The organism is Sphingobium sp. LSP13-1-1.1 (assembly GCF_040676415.1).
Taxonomy (GTDB): domain Bacteria; phylum Pseudomonadota; class Alphaproteobacteria; order Sphingomonadales; family Sphingomonadaceae; genus Sphingobium.
Genome location: NZ_JBEGHU010000045.1, coordinates 52,856 through 68,458 on the forward strand (window position 1 = coordinate 52,856; position 15,603 = coordinate 68,458).

The following is a 15,603-nucleotide window of genomic DNA, read 5'->3' on the forward strand; positions in this document are numbered from 1 at the left end:
GAGGCAGGATGGGATGGCACGGAACGCCGGGCAGGACGCCGCCGGCATGACAGGCATGATGTCCGGCTTCGGCAATCATTTCGCGACGGAGGCCGTGCCCGGCGCGCTGCCGGTGGGCCGCAACTCGCCGCAACATGCGCCCTATGGCCTTTTTGCCGAGCAATTTTCGGGCACCGCCTTCACCGCCCCGCGCGGCGAGAACCGGCGAAGCTGGCTCTACCGCCTGCGGCCGGCGGCCAACCATCCGCCCTATCGGCCCTATGCCCGCGATACGCTGCTGCGCAGCGGCCCCTTCGATGAAGTGCCGCCCACGCCCAACCGCCTGCGCTGGGATCCGATGCCGCTGCCCGGACATCCGGTCGATTTCCTAGACGGGCTGGTCAGCTATTGCGGCGCGGGTGATCCGGCGGCGGGCGAGGGGCTGGCCGTCCATCTCTACGCCGCCAACCGCCCGATGGAAAAGCGCGCCTTCACCAATGCCGACGGCGAAATGCTGATCGTGCCGCAGCAGGGCAGGCTGCGCCTCACCACCGAATTGGGCGTGATGGAGGTCGCGCCGGAACAGGTCGCGCTGATCCCCCGTGGCGTCCGGTTCAGCGTGGACCTGCCCGACGGGACGGCGCGCGGCTATGTCTGCGAAAATTACGGGGCCTTGTTTCGCCTGCCCGATCTCGGCCCGATCGGCGCCAACGGCCTTGCCAACGCCCGCGATTTCGAAACGCCCGTCGCCTGCTATGAGGATGACGATAGCCCTCATGAAATCGTCCAGAAATACGGCGGAAGCCTGTGGGCCACGACGCAGGACCATTCTCCCTTCGACGTGGTGGCCTGGCACGGCAATCTCGCCCCCTGCCGCTACGATCTGCGGCGGTTCAACACGATGAACACGGTCAGCTACGACCATCCCGATCCGTCGATCTTCACCGTGCTGACCTCCCCCAGCGATCGCGCCGGAACCGCCAATTGCGACTTCGTGATCTTCCCGCCGCGCTGGATGGTGGCGGAAGATACATTCCGCCCGCCATGGTTTCACCGCAATGTGATGAGCGAGTTCATGGGGCTGGTCCACGGCGCCTATGATGCGAAGGCGGGCGGTTTCGCGCCCGGCGGCGCCTCGCTGCACAATTGCATGGCCGGGCATGGTCCGGACAGGGCCAGCTATGAAGGCGCGCTCGCCGCGCAGTTGAAGCCGCACCGGATCAGCGACGCCATGGCCTTCATGTTCGAAAGCCGCTTCCCTTTCCGCCCGACCCGTTTCGCGATGGAAACGCCCCTCGGTCAACTGGATTATGACGATTGCTGGTCCGGCTTTGCCAAGGCGCAACTGCCGCAGGGGGATGGTTCGACAGAAGAGGAGGGGGCATGAGCTTTCCGCAGATCGATGAAACCCATGATCCTGCCCGGTCGAGCTGGGTGGAGGGGGCCAATGGCCATACCGACTTCCCGGTGCAGAACCTGCCCTACGGCATTTTCTCGCCCCCCGGCGGGGAAGCGCGGGCGGGCGTCGCGATAGGGGACCGGATATTCGACCTGCGTGTCGCTGCCGAGGCGGGCCTGCTTCCCGCCTCGGCCGCCGCCGTGCTGGGCGGAACCACCCTCAACGCCCTGATGGCGCTCCCGGCGGCGGACCGGCTGGCGCTGCGTCGCTGGTTGAGCGCGCTTTTCAGCGATGAGGAACAGCGGCAGGCGGTCGAACCCCTGCTGCACCGGGCGACGGATTGCGCGCTGCATCTGCCCGCCGCGATCGGCGATTATACCGATTTCTATGTCGGCATTCACCACGCGACCAATATCGGCAGGTTGTTCCGCCCCGACAATCCCTTGCTGCCCAATTATAAATATGTGCCGATCGGCTATCATGGACGGGCATCCTCCATCCGCCCGTCCGGCGTGCCGGTGATCCGCCCCCAGGGTCAGCGCAAGGCCCCCGATGCCGAAGTGCCTGTCGTCGGACCCAGCCAAAGGCTGGACTATGAACTGGAACTGGGCATCTGGATCGGCGCCGGCAATGCGCTGGGCGAAACCGTGCCGATCGCCGAGGCGGCGGACCATATTGCCGGCTTCTGCCTGCTCAACGACTGGTCGGCGCGCGACTTCCAGGCCTGGGAATATGTGCCGCTGGGCCCGTTCCTTGCCAAGAATTTCCACTCGACCATCTCCCCCTGGGTGGTGACGGCGGAGGCGATGGCCCCCTTCCGCATCGCCCAGCCTCCCCGGCCGCAGGGCGATCCCCGGCCCTTGCCCTATTTGTGGGACGAGGCCGATCAGGCCGGCGGCGCGCTGGCCCTCGACCTGGAGGTCCATCTGTCGAGCGCAAGGATGCGGGCGGCCGGCATGGCGCCGATGCGCCTTTCGCGCGGGCCTGCCTCGTCCATGTACTGGACTGCGCAGCAGATCGTCGCCCACCACGCCTCCAACGGCTGCAATCTCAATCCCGGCGACCTGCTGGGCACGGGCACGCTCTCCGGCCCGACCCCGGACAGCTATGGCAGCCTCATGGAACTGACCGAAGGCGGCAAGGTGCGGATCACCCTGCCGACCGGCGAGGAACGCGCCTTCCTGGAGGATGGCGACGAACTGGCGCTGACCGCGGTGGCGCGGGCGCCGGGCCATATATCCATCGGCTTTGGCGAATGCCGCGCCCTGGTCGGGCCTGCGCGATGAGCGCGCTGACGCTCCATGGCTATTGGCGGTCCAGCGCCGCCTATCGCGTACGGATCGCGCTCAACCTGAAGGCCGTGGCCTATGACCAGGTGGCCCATGACCTGCGCGTCGGCGCCCAGCGGGATACGGGCTATCAGGCGCTGTCGCCCCAGGGGCTGGTCCCGGTGATCGAGGCGGACGGCCTCATCCTCGCGCAGAGCCCGGCGATATTGGAATGGATCGAGGAACGCTGGCCCCGGCCGCCCCTGCTGCCGTCCGACCGGGACCAGCGGGCGATCGTGCGCTCCATGGCGGCGCTGATCGGCTGCGACATCCATCCCCTCAACAATCTGCGCGTGCTGAAGGCCCTCAAGGCCGATCTCGGCGCGGATCAGGGCGCGATCGACAGGTGGATGGCCCGCTGGATCACCGAGGGTTTCGCCGCGCTGGAAATATGGGTGGCGCGCCACGGCCGGGGTTTCGCATTTGGCGACCGGCCGGGACTGGCGGACTGCTATCTGGTGCCGCAGCTCTATTCGGCGGAGCGGTTCAAGGTCGACCTGTCGCCCTTTCCCGCGCTCGTCGCGGCAGGAGAGAAGGCGCGGGCCCTGGCTCCCTTCGTGGCCGCCCATCCCTCGGTCCAGCCCGATGCTGATCCATGAGCACCCCTCCAGGAGTTTGATAGATAATTTCTATCAAACATGATCCTCTTCAATTTGACGCAGCCTCTTCCAGGGCGCAGCATGGCGCCCCGGAAAGGCGAGGAAGATGCAGCAGGAAGAGACGACAAGGCTGATAGAGGAATGGACGCAGGTTCATGGCCGCACCCGCGACCGCCTGCTGCCGCTGCTGCACATGCTGCAGGAAGAGATAGGCTTTGTCGATGACGCGGCCATTCCCGCCATCGCCGCCGCACTCAACCTTTCTCGCGCGGACGTTCATGGAGTCGTGACCTTCTACCATGATTTCCGCCGCGCCCCCGCCGGCCGCCATGTGGTGAAACTCTGCCGCGCCGAAAGCTGCCAGGCCCGAGGCGGCGCAGCGATGGAAAGGGCGGCGGCCGATCGGCTGGGCGTCGCCATGGGCGAAACGCGGCGCGACGGTCAGGTGACGCTGGAACCTGTCTATTGCCTGGGCCTGTGCGCCATCGGACCCAATGCCCTGGTCGACGGCAGGCCCGTCGCCCGGATCGACGCCGCCGCGCTTGACCGGATCGCGCAGGAGATCGCGGCATGACGCGCGTCTACATCAGCCGGGACATGGCCTCGGTCGCCCTGGGCGCTGACGAAGTCGCGCGCGCCTTCGAAGCGGCTGGATGCGATGTGGTGCGCACCGGCAGCCGAGGCCTCTTCTCCATCGAACCGCTGGTCGAGGTGGAGAGCGAGGGGAAGCGGATCGGCTTCGGCCCCGTAGGGCCCGAAGAGGTGGCGGCCGTGCTGGATGGCAGCCATGCCTCCCGGCTGGGTGAGCTGGCGGCCCTGCCTTTCTTCGCCGGACAGCAGCGCTTCACCTTCGCGCGCTGCGGCATCATCGATCCGCTCAGCCTGGCCGACTATGCCGCTCTGGGCGGCTGGCGCGGTCTGGACGCGGCGCGGGCGATGCCGTCCCAGGCGGTGGTGGACATGGTCAAGGCATCCGGGCTGCGCGGACGGGGCGGGGCGGGCTTTCCCACCGGGATCAAATGGCAGACCGTTCTGGATGCGGCGTCCGACACCAAGTTCATCGTCTGCAACGCCGATGAGGGCGACAGCGGCACCTTTGCCGACCGGATGCTGATGGAGGGCGACCCCTTCTGCCTGATCGAAGCCATGGCGATTGCGGGTCATGCCGTGCAGGCAAGCCAGGGCTATATCTATATCCGCAGCGAATATCCCTTCGCCATTGCCACCATGCAGGATGCGATCGCGCTGTCGGCCGATCGGATCGCGCCCTTCACGCTCGAAGTGTGCGTCGGCGCCGGCGCCTATGTCTGCGGGGAGGAGACTGCGCTGCTCGACAGCTTGGAGGGCAAGCGGGGGCAGGTGAGGGCAAAGCCGCCACTTCCGGCGCTGGCCGGGCTGTTCGGTCAGCCGACGGTGATCAACAATGTGCTCAGCCTCGCCGCCGTCCCCTTCATCGTGACGGAGGGGGCAGAGGCCTATGCGGCGGTCGGCTTCGGCCGGTCGCGGGGCACCATCGCCGTGCAGCTTGCGGGTAATGTGAAGCATGGCGGCCTCTATGAGATCGGCTTCGGCATCACCCTTGGCGAACTGGTGAACGGCATCGGCGGCGGCACGGCGAGTGGAAGGCCCGTTCGCGCCGTGCAGGTCGGCGGACCCCTGGGCGCCTACTTCCCGGCCAGCATGTTCCACCTGCCATTCGACTATGAGGCTTTTGCCCAGGCGGGCGGGCTGATCGGCCATGCCGGGATCACGGTGTTCGACGATAGCGTCGACATGGCCCATATGGCCCGTTTCGCCATGGAGTTCTGCTCGGTCGAAAGCTGCGGCAAATGCACGCCCTGCCGGATCGGATCGACGCGCGGGATCGAAGTGATGGACCGGATCATTGCGGCGCGCGATGGTGCCGCCGCGTCGCCGCCGGACCGCGACTGGGAGGGATATCTTCAAAAGGCGCTCAACTCCCGGACGCCTGACCGGATCGATGTCGGGCTGGAGGCGCAGACGGGGCTGCTGCGCGACCTGTGCGACACGATGAAATATGGCTCGCTCTGCGCGCTGGGCGGTTTCACGCCTTATCCGGTGCTGAGCGCGCTTGACTATTTCCCTGAGGATTTCGGCGCCCCCGCCCCGATCAAGGAAGCTGCGGAATGAGCTACACACGCGAAACCGACCATGGAACGCCCCCCGCCATCGCGACGGGCAAAAGCGTGACCCTGACCATCGATGGACAGCCGGTGACGATGCCGGAGGGAACGTCGATCATGCGGGCGGCCTCGCTGACCGGCTGCTCGATCCCCAAGCTGTGCGCGACCGACAATGTGGAGAGTTTCGGTTCCTGCCGCCTCTGCCTGGTCGAGGTGGAGGGACGGGGTGGCTATCCCGCTTCCTGCACCACGCCGATCGCCGAGGGCATGGTGGTGCGCACGCAGAGCGAGCGGTTGAAGCAGCTTCGGCGCGGCGTGATGGAACTGTACATCTCCGACCATCCGCTCGATTGCCTGACCTGCCCGGCCAATGGCGATTGCGAGTTGCAGGAACAGGCGGGCGCGGTCGGCCTGCGCGACGTGCGCTATGGCTATGACGGCGCGACCAATATGGGCCAGGCCAAGGACCAGTCGAACCCCTATTTCGATTTCGACCCCAGCAAATGCATCGTCTGCTCGCGCTGCGTGCGCGCCTGCGACGAGGTGCAGGGAACGTTCGCCCTGACGATCGAGGGGCGGGGCTTCGATTCGAAGGTCGCGCCGTCCCAGGGACAGGATTTCCTCTCGTCCGAATGCGTGTCCTGCGGCGCCTGCGTACAGGCCTGCCCGACTGCGACCCTGACCGAGAAGAAGGTGGTGGAGGTCGGCACGCCGGATCGCGCGGTCGTCACCACCTGCGCCTATTGCGGCGTCGGGTGCACGTTCCGCGCGGAGATGCGGGGCGAGGAACTGGTGCGCATGGTGCCGTGGAAGGATGGCAAGGCCAATCGCGGGCATAGCTGCGTCAAGGGGCGCTTCGCCTGGGGCTATGCCCAGCATCGCGACCGCATCCTCAATCCCATGATCCGCGCATCGGTGGACGAACCCTGGCGCGAGGTGTCGTGGGAGGAAGCCATTGCCCATACCGCCAGCGAGTTCCGGCGTATCCAGGCGAAATATGGCACGCGCAGCATCGGCGGCATCACTTCCAGCCGCTGCACCAATGAGGAGACGTTCCTCGTCCAGAAGCTGATCCGCCAGGGCTTCGGCAACAACAATGTCGATACCTGCGCCCGGGTCTGCCATTCGCCCACCGGCTATGGGCTGAAGACGACGTTTGGGACGTCCGCCGGGACGCAGGATTTCGACAGCGTCATGCAGGCCGACGTGATCCTTGTCATCGGCGCCAATCCGACCGACGGCCATCCGGTTTTCGCCAGCCGTATGAAGAAGCGGCTCAGGCAGGGCGCGAAGCTGATCGTCATCGATCCCCGCCGGATCGACCTGGTGAAGTCGCCCCATGTCGAGGCGGATCATCATCTGCCGCTGCGGCCCGGCACCAATGTCGCCATGCTGACCGCGCTGGCGCATGTGATCGTCACGGAAAAGCTCTATGACGAGGCGTTCATCCGGGAGCGCTGTGATTGGGACGAGTTTGCCGAATGGGCCGATTTCGTCGCCGAACCGCAGCGTTCGCCAGAAGCCGTCGAGCCGCTGACCGGCGTCAGCGCAGAGGAAGTCCGCATGGCGGCGCGGCTCTATGCGACCGGCGGCGACGCTGCCATCTATTACGGGCTGGGCGTCACCGAACACAGCCAGGGGTCATCCACCGTGATGGCGATCGCCAATCTTGCCATGGCGACCGGCAATATCGGTCGCGAAGGCGTTGGCGTGAACCCGCTGCGCGGGCAGAATAATGTCCAGGGCGCCTGCGACATGGGGAGCTTCCCGCACGAGCTTTCCGGCTATCGCCATGTGTCGGACGATGCGGCGCGCGGCCAGTTCGAACAGGCCTGGGGCGTCACGCTGGATGCCGAGCCGGGGCTGCGCATTCCCAACATGCTCGATGCGGCGACGGACGGGACGTTCAAGGGTATCTTCATCCAGGGCGAGGATATCCTTCAGTCCGATCCCAACACCCATCATGTCGCCGCGGGACTGGCGGCGATGGAATGCGTGGTGGTGCAGGATCTGTTCCTCAACGAAACCGCCAATTACGCCCATGTCTTCCTGCCGGGATCGACCTTCCTGGAAAAGGACGGGACCTTCACCAACGCCGAACGCCGCATCCAGCGCGTGCGCAAGGTGATGGCGCCGTTGAATGGTTTTGAGGATTGGGAGATCGTGCAGCTCGTCGCGCAGGCGATGGGGCTGGGCTGGTCCTATGCGCATCCGTCCGAAATCATGGACGAGATCGCGGCCCTGACCCCGACCTTCGCAGGCGTGCATTATGACCGGCTGGAGGAGGAAGGGTCGCTGCAGTGGCCCGCCAATGATGCCGCTCCGGACGGGACGCCGACCATGCATATCGACGGTTTCGTGCGGGGCAAGGGCAAGTTCGTCGTCACTGACTATGTGCCGACGGACGAAAAGACGGGGCCGCGCTTCCCGCTCCTGCTGACGACAGGGCGCATCCTCAGCCAATATAATGTCGGCGCGCAGACGCGGCGCACGGCCAATGAGGCCTGGCATGCAGAGGACAGGCTGGAGATCCATCCCACCGACGCGGAAAACCGGGGCATCAACGATGGCGACTGGGTGTCGCTCAAGAGCCGCGCCGGCGAAACCAGCCTGCGCGCCCTGATCACCGAGCGCGTGGCGCCGGGCGTGGTCTACACCACCTTCCACCATCCCGACACGCAGGCCAATGTCATCACGACCGATTATTCGGACTGGGCCACCAATTGCCCGGAATATAAGGTGACGGCGGTGCAGGTCATGCGTTCGAACGGGCCGAGCGACTGGCAGCGCGATTATGCAAGTCAGGCGCGCCAGAGCAGACGCATTGCGCCCCTGGAAGCGGCCGAATAGGATAGCGCGCATGAGCGATGAAAATGAGGTCATGTCGACCGAGGACCGCCTGATCTACATGGCCAACCAGATTGCCCGCAATGTCGCGGCATTGGGTGAGGTGGAGGCGGTCGCCATGACGGCCGACCATATCCGCGCCTTCTGGGATCCGGCGATGAAGCAGCGCATTGCTGTGCTGGCGACGGCCCGCCCCGATGCGCTGTCGCCCATTGCCGCCGCAGCTGTCGGACGGATCACGGCGCCTTGAGCGCGGAGCAGGAAGATCGATCCTTCATTTTCAGGCGAATAGTGCCGGAAGGCCCCATCGCGCCCGTGACGCGCGAACTGGCCGACGAAATGCCGATCGCCATCGAATTTAACGGCATCGGCTATGCCGTGCTGATGGCCACGCCCGCCGACATAGAGGAACTGGTGCTTGGCTTTGCGTTGGCGGAGCGGTTGATCGGGCGGGAGGATGCGCTCCTTGATGTAGATGTGCATGCGACCGGGCAAGGGATCATTGTCCGCGCAACCCTGCCGGAAGGGCGAACCGAAGCCTTGCTGAGCCGGGTGCGGCATCGCGCCTCGGAATCCTCCTGCGGAATTTGCGGGCTGGAAAATCTGGACCAGGCGATCCGGCCCCTGCCGTCCGTCACGGCCTCTTCAATGAGCGACAGCCAGGCGGTTTTCCGGGCATTGGGGGATTTGAAGGGACATCAACCACTCAACGCCAGAACAGGGGCAGCCCATGCAGCGGCTCTGGTGGCGGCCGACGGCACGATCCGCCTGGCGCGGGAGGATGTCGGGCGGCACAATGCGTTCGACAAGCTGATCGGCGCGATGTGGCAGCGTGGATGGGCATGGGATGGCGGCTTCGCGCTGCTTTCCTCGCGCTGCTCATACGAATTGGTGGAGAAGGCCGTGCTGGCGGATTGCCCCTTGCTGGTGACGATTTCGGCGCCGACGCGCCTTGCCGCCGAAAGGGCGGCGGGGGCGGGGCTTGCTCTGGTGGCGCTGGCGCGCTCCGATTCCATCCTGTTGTACGGGGAAGGTGCGCTGGGTCTGGATAAGTGCGGGGAATAGAGCGATTTCCAAGCGATCGGTTCGGATCGCTGGTTGAGAAATCGCGGAAAGCAAAGAATCCAGAGCCGGCGCGCGCTGCCTTGTATCAGGGGCAGGTTTCCGCGCGAAGCTCTAGTTGGTCCGCTCGGCCGATCGGAAGTGCAGGCTTATCGTCCCGTTCGCCGGCACCGTCATGGCCCAGACCTGCTTGCCCGGCTTTTTCGTCAGGCGACCGCTGAAGCCGCTGAACAGCCGCCCGCTGTTTGTTGGAAAATCGATCTCGAAACGGATGGGAAATGGGTTGGCGTTCCGTACGACCATGCTGTGGCGGATGACCCCCTTGCCCGCCGCCTCCTGCTCCGGGTCCAAGGTCACGTTGCTGGCTTCAGCGAAGGACCATTCGACCTCCTCATCGACGGCCTTGTCGCCTGTCGCGTTTTCCCCGACATACATGCGGCCCCAGGGGCTGTCCTGGTAAAGAACTGCCCGGCCCGCCGGAAGAGGGTCGCCCAGCCCGTCCTTCTTGCTGTTGTTGAAACGGAACAGCATCCGGATCTCGTCCGGCTCTTCCCAGTTCATTGCCGTTCGATAGATCAGGCTACCCTTAACCTTCTGCTTCACCAGGAACGCCACTTGCTTCTGTGCACGGGCGGCGACCGTGACGGGAACGGGAATGCGATACATCTTGAGGTCGCCCAGATTTTCCGCCTTGGCGACCACGGCGACCGGCATGGGCGCCGACAGCATGACTTCCTGTCGCCGCTGGGCCGTCACGACGATATCCTCGCCCGCCATCATCATCGCCATGGGCGGCGGTGCAGGGGACGGCGGCAGCAGGCCGTTGCCCAGGTCGCTGGTCGTCCCGGCGGGCCAGCAGGCACTGGATCTGTTCAGATAGCGGGCTTCATCGCGTGCCCTTTCCCCGCTTTCGTCGCGACTGTCATCTGACCGGTTCACCCTTCCCGCCACGGCGGAAGCGGTTGCATCGGCAAAGCTGGTGTCGTCCGCGCTCGCCAGCGTCAGCCAGCCGAGCAGGTCCAGTGACTGGCCGTCCGGGGCCAATGTGCCGACATAGGTCGCATCCCAGTCGAAGCCGGTGGCGATATAGGCCAGCGTGATCGTGGCCAGGCCGCCGGGCTGGTCCCTGGTCGTCATGGTCAGCACCGGCTTTGCGGAGAGGGTCGCGGGCGCCCCCGGATAGAGGAGGGTCTGACGCAGTCCGGAACAATAGAGTGCTTCCACTCCGCGCGCCGTCGTCACCACCAGCCGGTCGGCGGCGGATCGGACGGTCGCGCTTTCCTCGACCGTCCTGCCGCTCGCCGGATCGGTGCGGCGCAGGATCACCCGTTGCCCGGTGAATGCGTCGACCAGCCCCTTTTGCGATAGCAGCGCCGCGTCGCGATTGCGCTCCCGCGGCGGCGCGCCAAAGAGGATCGCCGATTGCGGCACGATGCCGCTTGCGACCCCCTCGAACCGGATCACGGCTTCGCCCGGCGGCAACATCACCGTGCGTGTCTCCGCGATCAGGGCGAAGGCAGCGGGATCATCGCGGTTGAGCGGCTCCTCTCCCCGCGCCGGATCGCGGTAGAGCGTGACCGCGACCTTGTCCGGACCGCTGGAGATCACGACCGGCAACTGCGCCCTTGCCGCCATGGGCGTCCAGAGCGGCAGGATCAACAGCCACGGCCACAGGCGGGGCATGACGGCGCTTACCAGGGAGTGAGGAAAGTGGCGGTCAGTTCGACCTTGCCATTGGCGGGCACCGGTACGACCCATCGCCGGACGTCAGCCGTTTCCTGCACGCCGGGAATGCTCTCCTCCGGCACGCGCAGGTCGCGCCACCACCACCATTGGGAAAGGCCGGACTGGACCACATCGACATTCACCGGCACCGCCTTGGCATTGGTGACGATATAGCGCATGCGCGTGCGATAATATTTCTGCGGCCGCTCGGCATAGCCTTCCGCCTTTGTGCCGTCGGGATAGGTGACGCGCCAGCGTTCCGTCTTCGTCCATTCGTCCGTCGTGATCGTGTCGCGCTGTTCCACCACCGGCTGCACCTTCACGTCGAAGGCGTCGCCTGTGCGCAAGGCAAGGGTGGAGCCGCCGGGCGTGTGCGGAATGCCGCTTTCCCCCACGAACTGGGCCTGCCCCCGCGTATCGCGCATATAGACGCGAACCGTGCCCGCGGGCAGCGCCGCGCCGATACCCGATGCTTTGGCATTGGAGAATTTGAGCACGGATGCGGCGCTTTCCGCCTGATCCTTGCTCTCCATCCAGTTGCTGCGGAACTCGTAACCGCGTTCCGCCGGGACGCCCGAAGCGTCTAGGAAGCTCACCTGCTTGGTCTGCGCATTGGCGATCGTCGTGCGGCCCTCGATCGGATAGACATGGAAATCACCCAGTTGCTCGCCGCCGCCACTTTCCGTCCCGGGCCGGTTTCCGCGAGGCTGGGGTCGCCCGCCATTATATCCGACATAACCCTGCTGCACCTGTCCCACTTCCCCGGCGACCAGCAGGGCGCGGGCGTTGGCGAAGGTGGTGCCGGTGCTGTTGTTGAGCGTGATCCAGCCCTGCATGTCGAGCTTGCCCGCTTTCTCGTCGAACAGGGCGACATAATCCGATTTCCAGCTCATGCCCGGCGTCAGATAGCTCAGCGTCACCGGCCTTGCACCGCCCTGCGGCGCATCCATGGTGACGCTCAGCGTCGGGCGGGCGCGCAGATTGGGCGGAATGGAGGAAAAAATGACCCGCACCGGCAGACCGTCGTCGCGCAGCACCTCGATCCGTTCGCCGATCTTCAGCACCACGCCGCCATTGGCCGCCAGCACCAGCGCCTGTTCCCGCGTTTCCGCGCCCGTGGCGGGGTTGGTTCGGAGCAGGGTGATCGTCTGGCCGACCGCCTTTTCCATCAGCGATGCGGGCGACAGAAGGTCATAGTCGAAATTCTGTTCGACTATGCCGATGCCTTCGCCCGACAATGTCACTGTTTCGGGGCGTATGCGCGCGGAGACATCGGGAAATTCCTGACGCGAGCGTCCGGAGGGGAGGGTGATACGGCGGACGTCCTGCACCAGCGCCAGATCATTATTGTAGATGGTGACGGACAGATCGCCTTGGGCGTTCGGGGTCGATGATTGAGCGAAAAGCGGCTGGGGAACCAGAACGACAACCGACATTATCGCAGAACATATCAGACGCATCGAAGCTCCCCTCCGCCAACCGTGCTAGACATGCCGCAAAAACAAAGGCCATTCCAGAGACATAATCCCGGAACGACCTTTGTTGCCTTTCAGGAGGAAGGCGGACCTGCGCGCGAGGAGCGGCCGGTCCGCCCTTCAGTGCAGGCCGGAACCGCCGCCCGCCAGCTCCTTGGCGATGGTGCCGACCATATCCTTGGCATCGCCGAACAGCATCTGGGTGTTGCTGTTGTAATAGATCGGATTGTCGATCCCGGCAAAGCCCGCATTCATCGACCGCTTGATCACGAATACCGACTTGGCTCGATCCGCCTCGATGATCGGCATGCCCGCGATCGCGCTCTGCGGATCGTCGCGCGCCGATGGATTGATCGTGTCGTTCGCGCCGATGATCAGCGCCACGTCCGCCTGCGGCAGCTCTGGATTGATGTCGTCCAGTTCGATCAGCTGCTCATAGGGCACATTCGCTTCGGCCAGGAGCACGTTCATATGGCCCGGCATGCGGCCGGCGACCGGATGGATCGCGAACTTCACGTCGATGCCCTTCTTGGTCAGCGCCTGATACAGTTCGCTCACCTTGTGCTGCGCCTGCGCCACCGCCATGCCATAGCCGGGAATGATGACGACGCTACTGGCATTCTCAAGCTGCAGCGCCGCTTCCTCGGCAGAGGCGGATCGGACGACGCGGTCGTCCTTGCCGCCCACGGCGCCCGCCACGACCTTTCCGAAGCCACCGAACATGACGTTCGCAAAGCTGCGGTTCATCGCCTTGCACATGATGACCGCCAGGATGAAACCCGACGCCCCGTCGAGCGCGCCCGCCACGATCAGCAGCTTGTTGCCCAGGGCAAAGCCCATGGCGCTTGCCGCCAGACCGGCATAGCTGTTGAGCAGCGCGATGACGGTCGGCATGTCGGCTCCGCCGATCGGGATCACCAGCAGGATGCCAAACAGCAGCGCCAGCGCCACGAAGGCGGGGAACAGCCACGTCTGGGTCGGATCGATCGCCAGCATCGCGCCGATCGCCACCGTCGCCACCGCGACGCCGCCATTCACCACCCGCTGTCCGACGAAGGAGACGGGGCGACTGCCCATGATCTCCTGCAACTTCGCGAAGGCGATGACCGATGCCGTGCAGGTCAGGAAACCCAGCAGCATCTCGAACATCAGCGCCCACATGATGAAGCTGCCGGCATATTCGCCATGGGCATGCTTGTAATATTCCGCCGCGCCGATCAGGCCGACGGCGAGCGCGCCGAAAGCGTGGGAGATGGCGGTCCGCTGCGGAATCGCCGTCATCGGCATCAGCAGCGCCATCGGGATGCCGGCGGCCGCGCCTGCGATCATGGCGATGATGATGAGGTTGTAGTCGACCACCTCATGCTGGACCAGCGCGCCGACGATTGCCACCAGCATGCCGATCTCGCCCGCGCGAACGCCCCGGCGCGCGGTCGAGGGATGGCTCATCCACATCAGCGCCAGGATGAACAGCGACGACGCGATGATCGCCGCAAAGGGTACGAATGCGTTCATCTCATTTCCCCCGCGGCTTGAACATCTTGAGCATGCGGTCGGTGATCATGAAACCGCTCACCAGATTGACCGTGGCGCAGAATACGGCGACAAAGCCCAGCGTCTTCGCCAGCGGCGTCGCGCCTTCCTCGCCGGTGATGGAAATGGCGCCGACGATCACCACCGCCGCGATCGCGTTGGTCAGCGACATCAAGGGCGAATGCAGCAGCGGCGACACCTTCTTGATAAGCTGAAAACCGACAAAGGCCGCCAGGATGAAGACGAACAGATAATCGGGATTAAGCGAACTCATTGCATTCCCCCCGCCAATTGAAGCAGCCTTTCGCTGACGATTTTCCCACCTTGCGTCACGCGGACGGCGTTGCCGATTTCCTCGTCCAGCACTGGAGCGTTCCGTTCCTTGTTCCAGAAGGCGGAGAGGAAGTTATAGAGATTGCGCGCGAACAGCGCCGATGCGTCAGCGGCGAGGCGCGATGGCACATTCCTGTGTCCGACGATCTTCACCCCATGCCGCTCGACCACTTCGCCCGCGACTGCGCCCTCGACATTGCCGCCTTGTTCGACGGCCAGGTCGACAATGACGCTGCCCGGCTTCATCGACGCGATCTGCGCGTCGGAAACCAGCCGCGGCGCGGCCTTGCCGGGGATCAGCGCCGTCGTGATGACGATGTCCTGCTTGGCAATGTGCGACGACACGAGCTCAGCCTGGGCCTGCCTGTACTCTTCGGACATTTCGGTGGCATAGCCGCCCTTGCCTTCACCCTCGATCCCCGCGACGCTTTCCACGAAGATCGCCTTGGCGCCCAGGCTCTCGATCTGTTCCCTGGTCGCGGAGCGCACGTCGGTCGCGGAGACCTGCGCGCCGAGCCGCCGCGCCGTCGCGATCGCCTGAAGGCCCGCGACGCCCACGCCCATGATGAAGGCCTTGGCCGGCGAAACCGTGCCTGCTGCCGTCATCATCATCGGGAAGGACCGGCCATATTCGGCCGCGGCGTCCAGCACTGCCTTGTATCCGGCAAGGTTGGATTGCGACGACAATATGTCCATCGACTGTGCCCGTGTGATGCGCGGCATGAACTCCATGGCCAGGGCTTCAAAGCCGGCCGCCGCATAGGCGTCTATCCGCGCGCGCTCGACAAAGGGATTGAGCCCGGCGACGATCCAGGCGCCGGGCCTGGCGCCGGCGACGCTGGCCGCATCCGGTCCCTGCACGCCCAGGATGATGTCCGCGTCCGCCACCGTGGCGGCGCGATCGGCGACCGTCGCGCCCATGGCGACATAATCCGCGTCGGATATGGCGGCGGACAGACCTGCACCCGTTTCCACCGCCACCGTCGCGCCCAGCGCTGTGAATTTCTTGACCGTTTCCGGCGTGCCGGAAACGCGGCGCTCACCAGGCGCCATCTCTTTCACTATGCCGATTTTCACTATTTCCACCCTCGTCCTGCGTTGGCGCGCCCCTGATCCGGCCGAAGCCGCCACATCCCCAGCCTGGTCTAATGTGCCCATTATCGACCTATATGAATCGCC

13 protein-coding genes are annotated in these 15,603 nt (G+C 65.3%); 8 read left to right on the forward strand and 5 right to left on the reverse strand.

What is annotated here, in order from left to right; translation table 11 throughout:
- The first annotated feature begins 58 nt into the window (after positions 1-58).
- From hmgA to fdhD, 8 genes are all read left to right on the forward strand, one after another.
- On the forward strand, positions 59-1,366 hold the full coding sequence (gene hmgA / locus MRBLSP13_RS17565; RefSeq protein WP_363756030.1) for a homogentisate 1,2-dioxygenase: 1,308 nt from the start codon (positions 59-61) through the stop codon (positions 1,364-1,366).
- A complete protein-coding gene (gene fahA, locus MRBLSP13_RS17570) occupies positions 1,363-2,664 on the forward strand; it encodes a fumarylacetoacetase (protein WP_363755822.1) in 1,302 nt (433 codons plus the stop codon). Before hmgA ends, fahA begins: the two co-directional genes overlap by 4 nt.
- A complete protein-coding gene (gene maiA / locus MRBLSP13_RS17575; RefSeq protein ID WP_414714727.1) occupies positions 2,634-3,305 on the forward strand; it encodes a maleylacetoacetate isomerase in 672 nt (223 codons plus the stop codon). Before fahA ends, maiA begins: the two co-directional genes overlap by 31 nt.
- Positions 3,306-3,411: 106 nt before the next feature.
- Positions 3,412-3,879: a formate dehydrogenase subunit gamma gene (locus tag MRBLSP13_RS17580; protein WP_363755824.1), complete on the forward strand. Its 468-nt coding sequence runs from the start codon at positions 3,412-3,414 to the stop codon at positions 3,877-3,879.
- The gene (locus tag MRBLSP13_RS17585; RefSeq protein WP_363755826.1) at positions 3,876-5,456 is read left to right on the forward strand and encodes an NADH-ubiquinone oxidoreductase-F iron-sulfur binding region domain-containing protein; all 1,581 of its coding nucleotides are present in this window, start codon (positions 3,876-3,878) and stop codon (positions 5,454-5,456) included. Before MRBLSP13_RS17580 ends, MRBLSP13_RS17585 begins: the two co-directional genes overlap by 4 nt.
- Positions 5,453-8,299: a formate dehydrogenase subunit alpha gene (gene fdhF / locus MRBLSP13_RS17590; RefSeq protein WP_363755828.1), complete on the forward strand. Its 2,847-nt coding sequence runs from the start codon at positions 5,453-5,455 to the stop codon at positions 8,297-8,299. Before MRBLSP13_RS17585 ends, fdhF begins: the two co-directional genes overlap by 4 nt.
- 10 nt (positions 8,300-8,309) lie before the next feature.
- Positions 8,310-8,546, forward strand: a complete 237-nt coding sequence (locus MRBLSP13_RS17595; RefSeq protein WP_363737385.1) for a formate dehydrogenase subunit delta — start codon at positions 8,310-8,312, stop codon at positions 8,544-8,546.
- Positions 8,543-9,361 (forward strand): formate dehydrogenase accessory sulfurtransferase FdhD, encoded by an 819-nt coding sequence (gene fdhD, locus MRBLSP13_RS17600; RefSeq protein WP_363755830.1) that lies wholly within the window; start codon positions 8,543-8,545, stop codon positions 9,359-9,361. The genes MRBLSP13_RS17595 and fdhD overlap by 4 nt, the downstream gene beginning before the upstream one ends.
- A gap of 111 nt (positions 9,362-9,472) precedes the next feature.
- Here the strand turns inward: fdhD and MRBLSP13_RS17605 are convergent, their stop codons facing one another.
- From MRBLSP13_RS17605 to MRBLSP13_RS17625, 5 genes are all read right to left on the reverse strand, one after another.
- Complete coding sequence (locus tag MRBLSP13_RS17605) at positions 9,473-11,041, reverse strand: DUF4139 domain-containing protein (protein ID WP_363755831.1); 1,569 nt, start codon at positions 11,039-11,041, stop codon at positions 9,473-9,475.
- A gap of 8 nt (positions 11,042-11,049) precedes the next feature.
- A complete protein-coding gene (locus tag MRBLSP13_RS17610; RefSeq protein WP_363755833.1) occupies positions 11,050-12,519 on the reverse strand; it encodes a DUF4139 domain-containing protein in 1,470 nt (489 codons plus the stop codon).
- A 159-nt stretch (positions 12,520-12,678) separates the two neighbouring features.
- Complete coding sequence (locus tag MRBLSP13_RS17615) at positions 12,679-14,073, reverse strand: NAD(P)(+) transhydrogenase (Re/Si-specific) subunit beta (RefSeq protein ID WP_363737381.1); 1,395 nt, start codon at positions 14,071-14,073, stop codon at positions 12,679-12,681.
- Position 14,074: 1 nt separating this feature from the next.
- Positions 14,075-14,365, reverse strand: coding sequence for an NAD(P) transhydrogenase subunit alpha (locus MRBLSP13_RS17620; RefSeq protein WP_025549500.1), 291 nt, complete (start codon positions 14,363-14,365; stop codon positions 14,075-14,077).
- A complete protein-coding gene (locus MRBLSP13_RS17625; RefSeq protein ID WP_363756034.1) occupies positions 14,362-15,501 on the reverse strand; it encodes an NAD(P) transhydrogenase subunit alpha in 1,140 nt (379 codons plus the stop codon). Before MRBLSP13_RS17625 ends, MRBLSP13_RS17620 begins: the two co-directional genes overlap by 4 nt.
- Between the last annotated feature and the right edge of the window lie 102 nt (positions 15,502-15,603).